The organism is Mesorhizobium sp. KR1-2, from assembly GCF_040045035.1.
Classification (GTDB): Bacteria; Pseudomonadota; Alphaproteobacteria; order Rhizobiales; family Rhizobiaceae; genus Pseudaminobacter.
Genome location: NZ_JBDZDS010000020.1, coordinates 1 through 14,900, shown reverse-complemented (window position 1 = coordinate 14,900; position 14,900 = coordinate 1). Strand labels below are relative to the sequence as shown.

The following is a 14,900-nucleotide window of genomic DNA, read 5'->3' as shown; positions in this document are numbered from 1 at the left end:
AATAACGCCATGTCGATCACTCCATAGCCCCCGCTGAAAACACGCGGGGCAAGGTTCAAACATGGGTCACTTCTCGATGGAAATATTCGCTAATCCCGGGTCAGTTCCTGGCGGAAATCAACAAAGTGTCTTCCGCATCCTCAGGAGCGCGTGAGGGAAATCGGTCGCGTGTCCGCTCCCACATTTTTTGCCGTTGTCGGTGTGCAGTTTGGGAACTCAGAAAGTCCGGCGGCCCCCTGACACTCGATGCATTCGAATAGATCCGTGAACTGCGGAGTCCCTGAAGGCTGGAGCGGAGAAGCAGGGGCTGGTATCATGAGAGGTGGGGGCTGACGAGGAGAAAGCCCATGAGCCTGAAACAAGTTGCAATCAGCATCTTGACGGCCACATGCTTCACCGGAGCCGTCGCGCTTGTACCAATTACCGCCGTAGCGCAAGATTCGAAGGTGACTGCCGCGATGGATCTTTTGAAGTCGAAGGCAAACGAACTTGGGTCGCCGAAGATAGAGGGAACTGATGCCGTCGCCGGAAAGGAAGTACCCGCCATCTATTTTGGATCGACCAAGATGAACAACAACTTCACTCTGGTTGACGATGTCGTGAAGGAAGCGGGCGGCACCGCCACGATCTTCGTGAAGAGTGGTGATGAGTATGTCCGGGTTGCCACGAACGTAAAGAAGGACGACGGATCACGGGCGATCGGGACCATTCTGGACCCAAAGGGAAAAGCGATCGAGTCCATCAAGAAAGGTGAAGCCTTCTATGGCGAGGTCGACATTCTCGGCAAACCCTACGTGACGGGATACGATCCAATAAGGGATTCAGACAAACACGTGATCGGCATCTACTATGTAGGCTATTTGAAGTAGGAACTCTTCGACGACGTTGATGAATGCCTGCCTAGGCTCGCTTGGGCAGGCATTTTACTTTGCGTGTGAAGCGGTAGATCCAAGCAACTGGGCCTGCCGAAGGCTCCACCTCATGTGGAGTGGCTGATTGCAACATCGGCTCCATCACGCATAGGCTCAACTGACTGCGCTGCTCGGAAGCTTCCCAAATCGGCAGATTTTTGCGCGGGTACGAGTGGCATGGGTGAGCGGCACAAGCTCCTCCATGGCGGAGGCGCTGTAGGCGAGTCGGTCAAGCGTCCTCCGCATCCTGAGGAATGCCTGAAAGGAATCCACCGCGTGTCTGCCCCCGCATTTTTTCTGTCGTGGGTACGCAGATTGGGTACTTGGTTGGGTACGCAGGGAAACCGGCACCCGACCTATACCATTGATTTCATTGGGATAAATGAGGAAAGTTGATCCGCTGGTGGAGCTGAGGAGGATCGAACTCCTGACCTCGTCATTGCGAACGACGCGCTCTCCCAGCTGAGCTACAGCCCCAGTCAGCGGATGGGCCGTATTTATTGTTGCGGCCTTTTCCTGTCAAGGGACAGTTGATGCCCCCATGCCGCGGGGCTTGTCGCTTCGACGCGCAGCCGCTACATCTCGCAAATTCAACGGAGAACGGCATGATTGCCCTCATTCAGACCCTGGTTCTGGCGCTGGACATCTACTGGTGGATTATCATCGGCGCGGCCATCTTCTCATGGCTCTACGCCTTCAATGTCGTCAACTCGCGCAACCAGTTCGTCGGCGCGATCGGCAATTTCCTGTTCCGCGCCACCGAGCCGGTGCTAGGGCCCATTCGCCGCATACTTCCCGATCTCGGCGGCATCGACATTTCGCCGATCATCGTTCTGCTGATCATCTTCTTCCTGCGGCAGTTCCTGCTGACCACGGTGCTGCAGCTGGTCATCTGACAGGCCATTGCGATGGCCGGCTTCTTCCGGGCGCACGACAAGGGGCTGGATGTCCATGTGCGGCTGACGCCGCGCTCGTCGAAGGATGCGCTCGAGGGCGTTGAAAGCACGGCGGATGGCCGGGCGCATCTTGCCGCCCGCGTGCGGGCCGTGCCCGAAAAGGGGGCCGCCAACGCGGCGCTCGAAAAGCTGCTTGCATCATCTCTGGGAATGGCCCGCAGCGACGTCTCGGTCGTGGCCGGCGGCACGTCGCGGCTGAAGACCGTGCGCCTGGCGGGCGATGCCTCCGATCTGGCGGGAAAGCTTGAAAAACTGACCGGGCAGGGCTGACGCCGACCCGGCTCAAGAAAAAGGCCGCTTCAGGTGAAGCGGCCTCCCATTGGCGTAGCGCTCCGGACGATCAGCCCTGCTGGGCGTTGTAGCGCTCGACGGCTTCCAGGATCATCTTCTTGGCGTGGGCCGAATCCTTCCAGCCGCCGATCTTGACCCACTTGCCGGGCTCGAGATCCTTGTAGTGCTCGAAGAAGTGCTGGACCTGCTGCAGGGTGATTTCCGGCAGCTGGTTGTACTCGGTCACGTTTTCGTAGCGGCGGGTGATGTGCGCCGAGGGCACCGCAATCACCTTCTCGTCCTCGCCGGCATTGTCTTCCATCACCAGCACGCCGATGGGGCGCACGCTGATGACGCAGCCGGGAACCAGGGCGCGCGTGTTGCAGACCAGAACGTCGATCGGATCGCCGTCGCCCGACAGGGTATGCGGCACGAAGCCGTAATTGCCCGGGTAACGCATCGGCGTGTACAGGAAGCGGTCGACGAAGAGCGTGCCGGCGTCCTTGTCCATTTCGTACTTGATCGGCTCGCCGCCGACGGGAACCTCGATGATGACGTTGACGTCTTCCGGCGGATTCTTGCCGGTGGGGATTGCTTCGATGCGCATGGCTGCGTGGTCTCCTTTTCGGCGCACGAAATAGCGGCCGCAGGCGCTCTGCGCAACAGCGGCAAGCTGTCCCGCTGTTGCGGCACTCATGTTTTTGCGTATGTGTCCGGTGAGGTCAGTCCCAGACGAAGGCGATCTTGCGCAACGCCTTCTGGTCGAAGACTTCCACGCCTTCGGCGACGTCACGACCGCCGGCGCCGGCATAGAAGGCCAGCGCATTGTCGTTTTCCTCCAGGGCCCAGACCACGAGGCCCTTCAGCCCATGCGCGGCGAGTTTTTCACGCGCGGCGGCAAAGAGGCGGCTGCCAAGTCCGACGCCCTGATATTCGGGCCGCAGGTAAAGCTCGTAGATCTCGCCCTGCTGGGGCAGCTCGCGGGCGCGGTTGCGCCCGACCGTCGCATAACCGGCGATGGTGCCGCCGATCTCTACGACCAGCACTGTCGCGGCACGCCGAATCGCATTCGCCCACCATGCGGTGCCACGGCGGTTGATCATCGCCGTCAGCGCCCGGTGCGGAATGATGCCCGCATAGGCGCCCTGCCAGGCCAAATGATGCACGTCGGCGATCTGCTCCGCGTCGCGTGGTTCAGCCTTGCGTATGTCGATGATCAGCGTGTTCATGGTTGGTTAACCATAAACTCCGTGCCGTGGTCATGGCAAGCAGTCGATGGTAGCTCGCGAGCATTTGACCGGCGCTCAGATCTCCACGACGTGGTCGTCGAGCTCGTTGACGTTGTCCGGTTTGGCCGGGAAATGCGTGGCCAAAAGCTCGCCGACCGAACCGATCGCAACGACGAAGCCGTCGACTAGCCGGTCCTGGCTGGCGTGCGCGATGAGATCGCGAATCACGCCATCCCATGCGTGCTGCGGCACATGCTGGTTGATGCCGCTATCGGCGACCACCGAGGCGTAGCGCTCGGCCAGCGACACGAAGATCAGCACGCCGGTGCGGTTTGCGGTGATGTGGACGTTGCGGGCGATGAACTGCTTGAGCGCGTTGTCGTGCGCGCGGCGGTAACGCAGCCGGCGCGGCACGAACCACAGGCGCGACACGGGCACGCGCCAGATCAAGGCTAGCGCGGCGAGGGCGGCCAGAAGCTGTGCGGCGACGAAGACGGGCAGGCGCAGGCTGATCCACCAATATTCGAGGGCCAGCGCCACAGGCAGGCTGAGAAGCAGGATCGCGCCCAGCACGAAACAGGTCGCCGGAAAAAAGTAGCTGCCGCTCGATCGGGCAACGACGCAGTAGATTTCGCCTGAAGTCTTGCTTTCGGCCTCGCGGATTGCGGTGGCGATACGTTCATGCTCGTCGGGCTTCATGCCGTGTGGAGGCTTCGCCATTCACCAGCTCCCCGAAGATCCGCCGCCGCCGGAGGAACCGCCTCCGCCGGAAAAACCCCCACCGCCAGACCAGCCGCCACCACCGCCGGACCACCCGCCACCGCCCATCCAGCCGCCGCCGGAACCGCGCGAGCGGTTGTTGTAATTGAAGTCCATGCCGAGCCAATGATAGCGGCCCGGCGCGATCCTGCGACCGAACATGCGCGGCAGGACAGCCGTGGCGAAGCCGCCGAAGAAAAGCGTGGCCCAGATCATGAGGAACAGCAGGGCGATATAGTCGACCGGCTCCGATTCGCTGCTCTGGTTGCGCTTGGCCCGCGCCTCCAGTTCCGCCGCGTTGCCGTTCAGCACCATTATGATGTCGTCGACGGCCTTGGTGATGCCCCCGGAAAAGTCGCCAGCCCGAAAGGCAGGGACCATGTCGTTCTCGATGATCAGCCTCGAATGCAGGTCCGTCAGCGTGCCTTCGAGGCCGTAGCCGACCTCGATGCGCATCTTGCGGTCATCCTTCGCCACCAGGAGCAGGATGCCGTTGTTCTCGCTGGCCTGGCCGAGCTTCCAGGCGCGGAACAGCCGGTTGGCGTAGGGTTCGATCGCCTCGCCGTCGAGGCTGTCTATGGTGGCGACGACGATCTGGTCGGAAGATTTCTTCTCGAAGGCGGCGAGCTTCTGGTCGAGTGCGGCGCGATCGACCGGCGTCATCATGCCGGCATTGTCGACCACACGGCCGGTGAGCGCCGGCAGTTGGGCGGCTTGAGCGAAAGCGCAGAAGAACAGCGCCAGCAGAATTCCGAGGAGCGGCATGAGCATGCGCCATCGCCACGCCCTACGCGCTGCTGTCAGCGCGTCGAGCAATCCTGGCCGATCGGTGGCGGCTTTTGCGATCATGCTAGTTGAAATTGACCTTCGGCACTTGGATCTTGTCTTCCGGTACGGTGAAGTTCTGGAAAGGCTGGGCGTCCGTGAACCAGAGTTTCGCCCACAGGATCGATGGGAAGGTCTTCAGCGTGGTGTTGTAGACCCTGACCGCCTCGATGTAGTCGCGCCGGGCGACGGCAATGCGGTTTTCAGTGCCTTCCAGCTGGGCCTGAAGGGCGAGGAAATTCTGGTTGGCCTTCAGGTCGGGATAGTTCTCGGTGATGGCGAGCAGGCGCGACAGCGCGCTGGTCAGGCCGGACTGGCTGTCCTGGAATGCCTTGAACTTTTGCGGATCGTTCAGCGCATCGGGCGGCAGTGTGGTCTGGGTGGCCTTGGCGCGGGCCTCGACGACCGAATCGAGGGTTTCCTTTTCATGCGAGGCATAGCCCCTTACGGTTTCGACCAGGTTGGGGATCAGATCGGCGCGGCGCTGATACTGGTTCAGCACTTCGCTCCAGGCCGCCTTGGCGCGTTCCTCCTGTGTCGGAATGGTGTTGTAGCCGCAGCCCGCCAGAAGCGGCAGGATGATGACCATCAGGAGAAAGGCCGGAAGGGCGCGGATGGATGGACGCGGAAGACACTGGGCGAACATGGAGCTTCCCCTGGTTCATGACCGGACAGCCGGAAAGTAGCACAGTCGCGGGCCAAGGAAATGGGGCCATTCGGTCGCGTGCTTGCGAAGCCCGAGATTTACGCCGTTTGCGCATTGTCATCGCTCGGGTCGAGCCGATAGAATTCGCGCCGAAAAGAGGTCGAGATGGTGGCACAGCGGGACCGGGACAATGCCGTCGAATCGCGCCGCATACTCGATCGCGTCGCGCGCGAGGCCGGCAGCGGCGACGCGTCTGTCGCGTCGCGGACCGCGAGGCGCGCGCGCGATCACTTCTCGGGTGCGGATGCCGATCGGGAAGACCGCATCGAATACTGGGGCACGCGGATCGGCCGGGTGCTCGGACTGGCAATTTGCGTCGGACTTCTGGTCTGGCTGGTGATGTTCTTGCTGCGGGGCGCCTGATCCCATGACTTCCGAAACTGTCGACGCGCCGCGCGCGGTCATCGTCATCTCCAGCCATGTCGCGCGGGGCTCGGTGGGCAACCGTGCGGCGGTGTTTGCGCTGGAGACGCTGGGCTATCCGGTCTGGGCGGTGCCCACCGTCATCCTGCCCTGGCATCCCGGCCATGGCCGGGCGACGCGCATCGTGCCGGATCCGCACGACTTCGCCGCCCTGATGAAGGACCTCGAGAATGCGCCCTGGCTGGGCGAGGTGGCCGGTATCCTCTCGGGCTATCTCGGCAATGCCGAGCAGGCGGCGGCCGTGGCTTCGCTGGTCTCGGCGGTTCGGGCGAAAAATCCGCGTGCGCTCTATGTCTGCGATCCGGTGATGGGCGATCTCGGCGGCCTCTACGTGCCGGAGGCGCTGGCCGTCGCATTGCGCGACACGCTTCTGCCGCTTGCCGACATTGCCACGCCCAACCGCTACGAGTTGGAATGGATCGCCGGCGCCAAGCTCGACGATACGCGCGCCGTGATCGACGCGGCCATGCATGCCGGGCCAGCCAACATGCTGGTGACCTCGGCACCCGCGATGATGGCCGGCAGCACCGGCAACCTTCTGGTGACGCCGACTGCGGCCTTGCTCGCCGAGCACCGCATTGTCGAGCGCCCGCCGAACGGGCTCGGCGACCTGACCGGCGCCGTCTTCCTGGCGCGGCTTCTGGGCGGCCAGTCGATGGAGGCGGCGTTGCGCTCGACCACCGCGTCGGTCTTCGAAATCCTGGCGCGAACCGCCAAGCGCGGCGGCGACGAGCTGCAACTGGAGACGGATGCGCAAAGCCTGTCGCATCCCATGGCGATGGTGCATCTGCGCCGCCTTCTGCATCCGGGCCGAGACAAGCGGGCGTGAGCGAGGGGGCGATCCAAAGGCCCGTTGCAGGTGTCGACGGCTGCAAGGCCGGCTGGATCGCCGTGTCTCGGACTTCGGGCGAACACGCAGTGGCAAGGGTGTTTCCGACCTTTGCCGGCCTGCTCGCCGCTCTGCCCGCCGATGCCGCGATTGCGGTGGACATGCCGATCGGCCTGCCGGCGGTTTCCTCACGCGGCGGCCGCGGGCCGGAGGCCCTGGTCCGCCCGCTGCTGGGGCAACGGCAATCGAGCGTCTTTTCGATTCCCTCGCGGGCCGCGCTCTATGCCCGGACCGACGGCTTCACCACGCTGGACGCCTGGTATGCGGCCCACCGGGAGGCGAGCGCGGTGGCGCGCGCCACGTCCAGCCCGCCGCGCGGCGTTTCCATCCAGGCCTTCGGCATTTTCTCGAAGATACGGGAGCTGGACGCGCTGCTGATCGAGCGGCCCGAACTGCGCGGCCGGGTGATCGAATCGCATCCGGAGGTTGCGTTCTGGCAGCTGAACGGACGCTGCGCCATGGAACTGCCCAAGAAGATCAAGGGCCGCGTCAACGCTGCCGGCATGGAAGAGCGCAAGGCGCTGCTCGCCCGGCACGGGCTGGCGCGCGGCTTTCTCGACCGGGCGCCGCCGCGCGGCGCCGCCGAAGACGACTTTCTGGACGCGGCGGCGGTGATGCTGGTGGCTGCGCGCTTCGCCCGAGGCGAGGCGATCTGCTTTCCCGACCCGCCCGGCACTGACGATCACGGCCTACCGGTTGCCATTTGGGCGTGACTCGACGGGTGCTTTTGCATTTACGTTGATCGGCGGCAGCTTTGGCTTTATTGCCGTTCACCATGACCCATCTGCCCGAAAAGCTGCTCGCCGGTTATCGCAACTTCATGAACGGCCCTTTCCAGGCGGAAACGGATCGTTACCGCGAGCTTGCTCGAGAGGGGCAGTCGCCGGAAACCCTCGTGATTGCCTGCTGTGACTCGCGGGCGGCGCCGGAGATCATTTTTGGCGCCGGACCCGGCGAACTGTTCGTGCTGCGCAACGTCGCCAACCTCGTGCCGCCCTATGCACCGGATGGACAATATCATTCGACCTCGGCGGCTCTGGAGTTCGCCGTGCAAGCGCTCAAGGTCAAGAACATCGTGGTCATGGGCCATGGCCGCTGCGGCGGCATCAAGGCGGCGCTGGATACGGAAGCCGCGCCCTTGTCGCCGGGCGATTTCATCGGCCACTGGATGAGCCTGCTGGCGCCGGCGGCGGAGGCCGTCTCGGGCAACACCCTGATGACGGCGGCCGAGCGCCAGACATCGCTGGAGCGGATCTCGATCCGCTATTCCCTCGCCAATCTCAGGACGTTCCCTTGCGTGCGCATCCTGGAGGAGAAGGGCCGGATCACCCTCTACGGAGCATGGTTCGACATTTCCACCGGCGAGCTCTGGGTCATGAACAAGGAAACCGGCGACTTCGAGCGTCCCGACTTCGCCTGAGGGGCCGGGAGCTTCAACCGCGGCTTGCGGCGAGTATCGCCGGCTCCGGCAGCCGCCGCCACAAGGTCCAGGACGTGATGGCGACAAGCCCCATGGTCGGGATGATCGTCGCCATGGCGGTAACCGGATCGCCGATCAGCGCAGCACACGCCCCGCCAAGCAACCCGGTGCCCATCTGCAGAAAGCCCATCATGGCGGAAGCCGCACCGGCACTCTTCGGGAATGGGGCCATCGCCGCAGTGCTCATGGCCGGGGTGACGAAGGCGATGCCGAACGCATAGATGCCCACAGGGCCCATCACGCCAAGGAACGTCGGCTCATGAAACCTCAGTCCTAGCGCGAGCACCAGGCTGGCCATGCCGATGCAGGCAAGGCCGACGGGCACGAGGCGGAAGGCACCGAAGCGACCAATGACGGTGCGCAGCACCACGGAGCCAAGGATGTAGCTGAGCGACTGGATCAGCATGCCCGCGCCGAACTGGGTCGGCGTCAGGCCGACCCGCTCCATGAGGATGAAGGGCAGGACCGACGCCTGCGCGTAGATCGCCCCGGCGCTCCCTGCTACGGCTAGGCTCGACAGCATGAAATAGGGCGTGGTGACGATCGTGCGGTAGGTCGCGGCCAACTGCCTGGGGCGAAGCCGCGAGGCATCGCGCACCACCGTCTCCCGCATGGCCAGGGAGGTGACGAGCACGATCAGCGCGCCCATGCCGACCATCAGCAGGAAGATGGCGTGCCAGCCGAAAAGCTCCATCGTGAAGCCGCCGAGCGTGGGCGAGAAGGCCGGCCCTATCGCCAGGATGATGCCGATCAGGTTCATGATCCGCGCCGAGCGCTCATGGGTGAAGATGTCGCGCACCAGCGCCCGTGACACCGCCACGCCCACCGCCGCGCCGACGCCTTGCAGGAAGCGCGCCATGATCAGCAGCTCGATGGTGGGGGACAGCAGAGCAAAGATGCTGCCGGCAAGGTAGATGGCCATGAAGCCCACAGTGACTGGACGGCGGCCGAAGGCATCCGACAGCGGGCCGCAGACGAGCTGGGCGAAGGCGAACCCACCGAAATAGAGCGACAGCGTCATCTTCACGGCAGCCTCGGTGGTGCCGAAGGCGCGAACGATCTCCGGCATGGCCGGCGTGAAGAGCGCCATCGAAATCGGACCGATCGCGGCCAGCAGCCCGCCGATCATGGCCACCCGCCGCTCGCTCATTATGGCGGCCGGCGTCGGGAAGGACTGCATGTTCATGAATTGCCACTTTCCTTGGCGCTCGATGCGGACTTTGCCGCCGTGAGGCTGGCGCGCACGGTCTTGAGCATGTCGAGCAAGCGGTCCCAGTCCTTGGCGACAATGCCTTGCGAGGCATCGGCGCGCAGGGCCAGGCTGATCGGTGCCATGCGCTCCAGCATCGCGCTGCCTGCCTCGGTGACGTGAACGAGCTTGGCGCGGCGGTCGTCCGGGTCGGGCTGCCGCTCGATCAATCCCTGGGCTTCGAGGCGGTCAAGCGAGCTGCTCAGCGTCATCGCTTCCACGCCCATGCGTTCGGCCAGTACGTTCTGGCGAACGGTACCGGCGCGAGCTGCGTGCGAAAGCGTGCGGCCTTCGCTCGGGGTTAGGCCCAGGCCGGCCTCGCCGATACGCCTGTCCATCTCGGCACGAATCAGCCGCGCCACGTCGGTGACGAGGAAGCCGAAACTGTCGGGGTTCACCTTGTAGGGCATGGATAATAAACCTACCTTATTATCATGCATGCTTATGAAAGCCGTCGGCGGCCGTCAAGAGTTGCACCGGGCGTGTTGCCGACCTACATCGAGACGGGTTGCCGGCTTCGGCCGGCGCCTCCCGCCGAGAATGTCCGTCCATGGAGAAAGAGCCGCCAATGTCGTCCGAGACTGCTGTCGATCTGAAAAGTCATCCGCTGACGCTGTGGAACGGGCAGCACGGCCTGCCGGATTTCTCGCGCATCGGCGATGGCGATTTCGCGCCTGTCTTCGATGCGGCGCTCAAGGCGCATGAGGCCGAGATCGCGGTGATCGCCGATAATGCGGAAACCCCGACGATCGAAAACACGCTAGCCGCCCTGGAGCTTTCGGGCGACGCGCTGGACCGCGTCTCGGCGATTTTCTGGTGCCGGGCCGGCGCACACACCAACCCGACCATCCAGGCGCTGGAACGCGACATCTCGCCGAAGATGGCGCGGCATTATTCGGCGATCTCGATGAACGCAAAACTGTTTGCCCGCATCGACGATCTCTATCAGCGCCGCGAGACGCTTGGTCTCGATGCCGAAACGCTTCGGGTTCTGGAAAAGACGTGGAGGGGCTTTGTCCGTGCCGGCGCGAAGCTCGATGCGGAAGGCAAGAAGCGGCTGGCGGCGATCAACGAGCAACTGGCCTCGCTCGGCGCGCAGTTCGGCCAGAACGTGCTTGCCGACGAGAGCGACTGGGCAATGTTCCTCGACGAAGGCGACCTTGCCGGCCTGCCGGAATTTCTGAAAGGCGCCATGGCGCAGGCCGCCGAGATGCGCGGCCAGAAGGGCCGTTACGCCGTCACCCTGTCCCGCTCGATCTACGAGCCTTTCACGACATTTTCCGAACGTCGCGACCTGCGCGAAAAGGCCTTCCGGGCCTTCACCATGCGCGGCGAGAATGGCGGCGCGAGCGACAACAGCGAGGTGGTCAGGACAACCCTGAAGCTGCGGGCGGAGAAGGCGAAGCTGCTCGGTTACGAGAATTATGCCGCGCTCAAGCTCGACGACACCATGGCCAAGACGCCGTCGGCCGTGATGGCGTTGCTGGAGCCGGTCTGGGACAAGGCGCGCGAGAAGGCAGCGGCCGACGAGGCCGAACTGCAGCGCATCGCCGCTTCCGGCGGCAGCAACGAAAAGCTCGCTGCCTGGGACTGGCGCTTCTATCAGGAAAAGCTGCGCGCGGAGAAATACGCCTTCGATGAAGCCGAGCTGAAGCCCTATCTCCAGCTCGAGCGCGTCATCGACGCCTGCTTCGACGTGGCGAACCGCCTGTTCGGCATCGGCTTCGTGGAGAAGAAGGGCATTCCCGCCTGGCATCCCGACGTGCGCGTTTTCGAAGTGAAGAACGCCGACGGCAGCGACCGGGCCCTGTTCCTCGCCGATTATTTCGCGCGGCCGTCCAAGCGCTCCGGCGCCTGGATGAGCTCGCTGCAGTCGGGCTACCGGCTGGGCAAGGGCTCCAGCCCGATCATCTACAACATCATGAATTTCGCCAAGCCCGCGGAGGGCGAGCCGGCGCTGCTGTCGCTCGACGAGGCCAGGACCCTGTTCCACGAATTCGGTCACGCGCTCCACGGCATGCTCACCGACGTGACCTGGCCCTCCGTCTCGGGCACGTCGGTGTCGCGCGATTTCGTCGAACTGCCCTCTCAGCTTTACGAGCACTGGCTGACCGTGCCGCAGGTTCTGGAAAAGCACGCCCTGCATTTCAAGACCGGTGAGCCGATGCCCAAGGCGCTGCTCGACAAGATGCTGGCCGCAAAAACCTTCGGCGCCGGCTTCAATACGGTCGAGTTCACCTCGTCTGCGCTGGTCGACATGGCCTATCACGCACGCGCCGACGCCCCGGAAAATCCGCTCGGCTTCGAGGCAGAGACGCTGAAGGCGCTCGGCATGCCGGACGCCATCGTCATGCGTCACCGCACGCCGCACTTCCAGCATGTGTTCTCGGGCGAGGGCTATTCGGCCGGCTATTATTCCTACATGTGGTCGGAAGTCCTCGACGCCGACGCCTTCGCCGCCTTCGAGGAAACGGGCAACGCCTTCGATCCGGCCATGGCCGGGCGGCTGCGCCAATACATCTATTCTGCCGGCGGCTCGGCCGATCCGGAGGAGCTCTACACCGCCTTCCGCGGCAAGATGCCGACGCCTGACGCCATGATGGAGAAGCGCGGCCTGGTCTGATCGGCCGCGCGAGCAATTTCAGATCCAGCGACGGCCCGCTTTTCGGCGGGCCGTTTTGCATCCGCCCCTTTCGCAATTGCGAAAAACCATGTAAGAGCGCGCCCAAGTGAAACGCGGGGCGTCACCTGGCTGGCGCCTGCCAACCCCCCTCGGACCCCACATGAAACTCCGCAATATCGCGATTATCGCGCACGTCGACCATGGCAAGACGACCCTGGTCGATGCGCTCCTCAAGCAATCCGGCTCCGTGCGTGACAATCAGCGCGTCGCAGAGCGCGTGATGGACTCGGGCGATATCGAAAAGGAACGCGGCATCACCATTCTGGCCAAGGCCACCTCGGTCGAATGGAAAGACACCCGCATCAATATCGTCGACACGCCCGGCCACGCCGACTTCGGCGGAGAGGTCGAGCGCATCCTCAACATGGTCGACGGCGCCATCGTGCTGGTCGACGCGGCCGAAGGGCCGATGCCGCAGACCAAGTTCGTCGTCGGCAAGGCGCTCAAGGTCGGCCTTCGCCCGATCGTGGCGATCAACAAGATCGACCGTCCGGACGCGCGCCACACCGAAGTCATCAACGAGGTGTTCGACCTCTTCGCGGCTCTCGACGCCACCGACGAACAGCTCGACTTCCCGATCCTCTATGGCTCGGGCCGCGATGGCTGGATGGCCGCCAACCCGGAAGGCCCGAAGGACCAGGCCCTGGCCCCGCTGTTCGATCTGGTGCTCGACCATGTGCCGGAGCCCAAGGTCGCCGAAGGTCCGTTCCGCATGATCGGCACCATCCTGGAAGCCAATCCGTTCCTCGGCCGCATCATCACCGGCCGCATCGAGGCCGGCACGCTGAAGCCCAACCAGCCGGTCAAGGTGCTGCACCATGACGGCTCGCTGCTGGAAAACGGCCGCGTCTCCAAGATCCTCGCTTTCCGCGGCATCGATCGCCAGCCGATCGAGGAAGCCCAGGCCGGCGACATCGTCGCCATTGCGGGTCTCTCCAAGGGCACCGTCGCAGACACCTTCTGCGATCCGAGCGTGTCCGAGGCCATGGCCGCCCAGCCGATCGATCCGCCCACCGTCACCATGTCCTTCCTGGTCAACGACTCGCCGCTCGCCGGCACCGAAGGCGACAAGGTCACCAGCCGCGTCATCCGCGACCGCCTGCTCAAGGAAGCCGAAGGCAATGTCGCGCTGAAGATCGAGGAATCGGCCGACAAGGATTCCTTCTATGTCTCGGGCCGCGGTGAGCTTCAGCTTGCCGTCCTCATCGAGACCATGCGCCGCGAAGGTTTCGAGCTTGCCGTGTCGCGTCCGCGCGTCGTCATGCAGAAGGACGAGAGCGGCCAGCTGCTGGAGCCGATCGAGGAAGTCGTCATCGACGTGGATGAGGAACATGCCGGCGTCGTCGTGCAGAAGATGAGCGAGCGCAAGGCCGAGATGGTCGAGCTGAAGCCTTCGGGCGGCAACCGCCAGCGCCTCGTCTTCCATGCGCCGACGCGCGGCCTCATCGGCTACCAGTCGGAACTCTTGACCGACACGCGCGGCACGGCGGTGATGAACCGCCTGTTCCACTCCTACGAGCCCTTCAAGGGCGAGCTGCCCGGTCGCATCAACGGCGTCCTGATCTCGAACGATCAGGGCGAGGCGGTCGCCTATGCGCTGTTCAACCTGGAAGACCGCGGCCCGATGGTCATCGACGCCGGCGTGAAGGTCTACCAGGGCATGATCATCGGCATCCATTCCCGCGACAACGACCTCGAGGTCAATGTGCTCAAGGGCAAGAAGCTCACCAACATCCGCGCCGCCGGCAAGGACGAGGCGGTGAAGCTGACCCCGCCGATCCGCATGACGCTGGAGCGTGCGCTGTCCTGGATCCAGGACGACGAGCTGGTCGAGGTGACTCCGAAGTCGATTCGCCTGCGCAAGCTTCATCTCGACCCGAACGACCGCAAGCGGTTCGAGAAGGCCAGGACGCTCGGCGCCGCCTGAGGCGCTTGCAAGAGAACGGTTGGCTTCCCTCTTTAAGAGGAAGCGGAAAAACGCGGGGCCCAGCCCCGCGTTTTTGTTTTTGAGGAAATCGCTGGCGCGTCTGCGCAGACCGCGCGCGATTCGTCCGGACCTGACGGACTGTTGTCGGCTCGCCGGTCCCTCTGGCTGGCTCCTCTGCAAATCAATGCTTGGGAATCTTGTCTCGAAAGAATCGGGGCGCTTCCTGCCTCGACAGTGATTCATTCTTCAGCCGGCGCAGCTCCGAAGTGATGCCTTCCGCCGAACGCCCCGCTTCGCCGCAAAATGCCGGTCTTGGTTCGAGCAGCCACGTATAAAGCGACGGCCAGTCCGGCGATCCGAAGCACGCGCCCCTGCAATCACCCGATCGACTGACCGATTCCGTCTTTGCGGAGTGCCGGCGAGCGGCTTTCCCCCAGAGGTCTGGAAGGCAGTGGAGGAGTGGAGGGGACGGCGCTGTGTTGCTTACGCAGGGTCTGCAAGGGTTGGTTTGTTTTTGTCGCAAAAAATTCAAAAAGGGCGAAAATGGTCGTTGACAGTTTTGGGGGGCGGGGCCTATATACGCCTCAACAACG

At 63.8% G+C, this 14,900-nt stretch carries 16 protein-coding genes and 1 tRNA gene; 9 read left to right on the top strand and 8 right to left on the bottom strand.

Annotated elements, in window-relative coordinates; translation table 11 throughout:
* The first annotated feature begins 347 nt into the window (after positions 1-347).
* The gene (locus ABLE85_RS23565) at positions 348-869 is read left to right on the top strand and encodes a Cache 3/Cache 2 fusion domain-containing protein (protein WP_348795140.1); all 522 of its coding nucleotides are present in this window, start codon (positions 348-350) and stop codon (positions 867-869) included.
* Between the two features lie 443 nt (positions 870-1,312).
* Here ABLE85_RS23565 and ABLE85_RS23560 read toward each other — a convergent pair.
* Positions 1,313-1,388, bottom strand: a tRNA-Ala gene (locus ABLE85_RS23560).
* Between the two features lie 128 nt (positions 1,389-1,516).
* Here ABLE85_RS23560 and ABLE85_RS23555 point away from each other — a divergent pair.
* Together ABLE85_RS23555 and ABLE85_RS23550 are read left to right on the top strand one after the other, a co-directional pair.
* Positions 1,517-1,807 (top strand): YggT family protein, encoded by a 291-nt coding sequence (locus tag ABLE85_RS23555; RefSeq protein WP_348795139.1) that lies wholly within the window; start codon positions 1,517-1,519, stop codon positions 1,805-1,807.
* 12 nt (positions 1,808-1,819) lie between these two features.
* A complete protein-coding gene (locus tag ABLE85_RS23550; protein ID WP_348795138.1) occupies positions 1,820-2,137 on the top strand; it encodes a DUF167 family protein in 318 nt (105 codons plus the stop codon).
* A gap of 70 nt (positions 2,138-2,207) precedes the next feature.
* Here ABLE85_RS23550 and ppa read toward each other — a convergent pair whose 3' ends face one another.
* The 5 genes from ppa to ABLE85_RS23525 all read right to left on the bottom strand — a co-directional run bounded on the left by ppa (position 2,208) and on the right by ABLE85_RS23525 (position 5,596).
* Positions 2,208-2,744, bottom strand: coding sequence for an inorganic diphosphatase (gene ppa, locus ABLE85_RS23545; RefSeq protein WP_348795137.1), 537 nt, complete (start codon positions 2,742-2,744; stop codon positions 2,208-2,210).
* A 115-nt stretch (positions 2,745-2,859) separates the two neighbouring features.
* Positions 2,860-3,366 carry a GNAT family N-acetyltransferase gene (locus ABLE85_RS23540; protein WP_348795136.1) on the bottom strand — a complete coding sequence of 169 codons (507 nt, stop codon included), beginning with the start codon at positions 3,364-3,366 and terminating at the stop codon, positions 2,860-2,862.
* A gap of 75 nt (positions 3,367-3,441) precedes the next feature.
* Positions 3,442-4,086 carry a TPM domain-containing protein gene (locus tag ABLE85_RS23535; RefSeq protein ID WP_348795135.1) on the bottom strand — a complete coding sequence of 215 codons (645 nt, stop codon included), beginning with the start codon at positions 4,084-4,086 and terminating at the stop codon, positions 3,442-3,444.
* Complete coding sequence (locus tag ABLE85_RS23530) at positions 4,087-4,890, bottom strand: YgcG family protein (protein ID WP_348795141.1); 804 nt, start codon at positions 4,888-4,890, stop codon at positions 4,087-4,089. It abuts the gene before it with no gap.
* 85 nt (positions 4,891-4,975) lie between these two features.
* On the bottom strand, positions 4,976-5,596 hold the full coding sequence (locus ABLE85_RS23525; RefSeq protein WP_348795134.1) for a LemA family protein: 621 nt from the start codon (positions 5,594-5,596) through the stop codon (positions 4,976-4,978).
* A 165-nt stretch (positions 5,597-5,761) separates the two neighbouring features.
* Between ABLE85_RS23525 and ABLE85_RS23520 the strand changes: the two genes are divergently transcribed.
* The 4 genes from ABLE85_RS23520 to ABLE85_RS23505 all read left to right on the top strand — a co-directional run bounded on the left by ABLE85_RS23520 (position 5,762) and on the right by ABLE85_RS23505 (position 8,388).
* Positions 5,762-6,019, top strand: coding sequence for a hypothetical protein (locus tag ABLE85_RS23520; protein ID WP_348795133.1), 258 nt, complete (start codon positions 5,762-5,764; stop codon positions 6,017-6,019).
* Positions 6,020-6,023: 4 nt separating this feature from the next.
* Positions 6,024-6,908: a pyridoxal kinase PdxY gene (gene pdxY / locus ABLE85_RS23515; RefSeq protein ID WP_348795132.1), complete on the top strand. Its 885-nt coding sequence runs from the start codon at positions 6,024-6,026 to the stop codon at positions 6,906-6,908.
* Complete coding sequence (locus tag ABLE85_RS23510; RefSeq protein ID WP_348795131.1) at positions 6,905-7,681, top strand: DUF429 domain-containing protein; 777 nt, start codon at positions 6,905-6,907, stop codon at positions 7,679-7,681. The genes pdxY and ABLE85_RS23510 overlap by 4 nt, the downstream gene beginning before the upstream one ends.
* Positions 7,682-7,743: 62 nt before the next feature.
* Complete coding sequence (locus ABLE85_RS23505; RefSeq protein WP_348795130.1) at positions 7,744-8,388, top strand: carbonic anhydrase; 645 nt, start codon at positions 7,744-7,746, stop codon at positions 8,386-8,388.
* A 13-nt stretch (positions 8,389-8,401) separates the two neighbouring features.
* Here the strand turns inward: ABLE85_RS23505 and ABLE85_RS23500 are convergent, their stop codons facing one another.
* Together ABLE85_RS23500 and ABLE85_RS23495 are read right to left on the bottom strand one after the other, a co-directional pair.
* On the bottom strand, positions 8,402-9,634 hold the full coding sequence (locus tag ABLE85_RS23500; RefSeq protein WP_348795129.1) for a multidrug effflux MFS transporter: 1,233 nt from the start codon (positions 9,632-9,634) through the stop codon (positions 8,402-8,404).
* Positions 9,631-10,107, bottom strand: a complete 477-nt coding sequence (locus tag ABLE85_RS23495; RefSeq protein ID WP_348795128.1) for a MarR family winged helix-turn-helix transcriptional regulator — start codon at positions 10,105-10,107, stop codon at positions 9,631-9,633. Before ABLE85_RS23495 ends, ABLE85_RS23500 begins: the two co-directional genes overlap by 4 nt.
* A gap of 158 nt (positions 10,108-10,265) precedes the next feature.
* On the opposite strand from ABLE85_RS23495, the gene ABLE85_RS23490 reads away from it, so the two are divergent.
* The gene (locus ABLE85_RS23490) at positions 10,266-12,320 is read left to right on the top strand and encodes a M3 family metallopeptidase (protein WP_348795127.1); all 2,055 of its coding nucleotides are present in this window, start codon (positions 10,266-10,268) and stop codon (positions 12,318-12,320) included.
* Between the two features lie 160 nt (positions 12,321-12,480).
* Positions 12,481-14,307, top strand: a complete 1,827-nt coding sequence (typA, locus tag ABLE85_RS23485; protein ID WP_348795126.1) for a translational GTPase TypA — start codon at positions 12,481-12,483, stop codon at positions 14,305-14,307.
* The last annotated feature ends 593 nt before the right edge of the window (positions 14,308-14,900 follow it).

Coding starts and splice junctions, on each gene's coding strand:
- ABLE85_RS23565 (WP_348795140.1), top strand. CDS start 348: ATGAGCCTGAAACAAGTTGCAATCAGCATCTTGACGGCCACATGCTTC.
- ABLE85_RS23530 (WP_348795141.1), bottom strand. CDS start 4,890: ATGCCGCTCCTCGGAATTCTGCTGGCGCTGTTCTTCTGCGCTTTCGCT.
- ABLE85_RS23505 (WP_348795130.1), top strand. CDS start 7,744: ATGACCCATCTGCCCGAAAAGCTGCTCGCCGGTTATCGCAACTTCATG.
- ABLE85_RS23555 (WP_348795139.1), top strand. CDS start 1,517: ATGATTGCCCTCATTCAGACCCTGGTTCTGGCGCTGGACATCTACTGG.
- ABLE85_RS23550 (WP_348795138.1), top strand. CDS start 1,820: ATGGCCGGCTTCTTCCGGGCGCACGACAAGGGGCTGGATGTCCATGTG.
- ppa (WP_348795137.1), bottom strand. CDS start 2,744: ATGCGCATCGAAGCAATCCCCACCGGCAAGAATCCGCCGGAAGACGTC.
- ABLE85_RS23520 (WP_348795133.1), top strand. CDS start 5,762: ATGGTGGCACAGCGGGACCGGGACAATGCCGTCGAATCGCGCCGCATA.
- pdxY (WP_348795132.1), top strand. CDS start 6,024: ATGACTTCCGAAACTGTCGACGCGCCGCGCGCGGTCATCGTCATCTCC.
- typA (WP_348795126.1), top strand. CDS start 12,481: ATGAAACTCCGCAATATCGCGATTATCGCGCACGTCGACCATGGCAAG.
- ABLE85_RS23525 (WP_348795134.1), bottom strand. CDS start 5,596: ATGTTCGCCCAGTGTCTTCCGCGTCCATCCATCCGCGCCCTTCCGGCC.
- ABLE85_RS23500 (WP_348795129.1), bottom strand. CDS start 9,634: ATGAACATGCAGTCCTTCCCGACGCCGGCCGCCATAATGAGCGAGCGG.
- ABLE85_RS23540 (WP_348795136.1), bottom strand. CDS start 3,366: ATGAACACGCTGATCATCGACATACGCAAGGCTGAACCACGCGACGCG.
- ABLE85_RS23495 (WP_348795128.1), bottom strand. CDS start 10,107: ATGCCCTACAAGGTGAACCCCGACAGTTTCGGCTTCCTCGTCACCGAC.
- ABLE85_RS23535 (WP_348795135.1), bottom strand. CDS start 4,086: ATGGCGAAGCCTCCACACGGCATGAAGCCCGACGAGCATGAACGTATC.
- ABLE85_RS23490 (WP_348795127.1), top strand. CDS start 10,266: ATGTCGTCCGAGACTGCTGTCGATCTGAAAAGTCATCCGCTGACGCTG.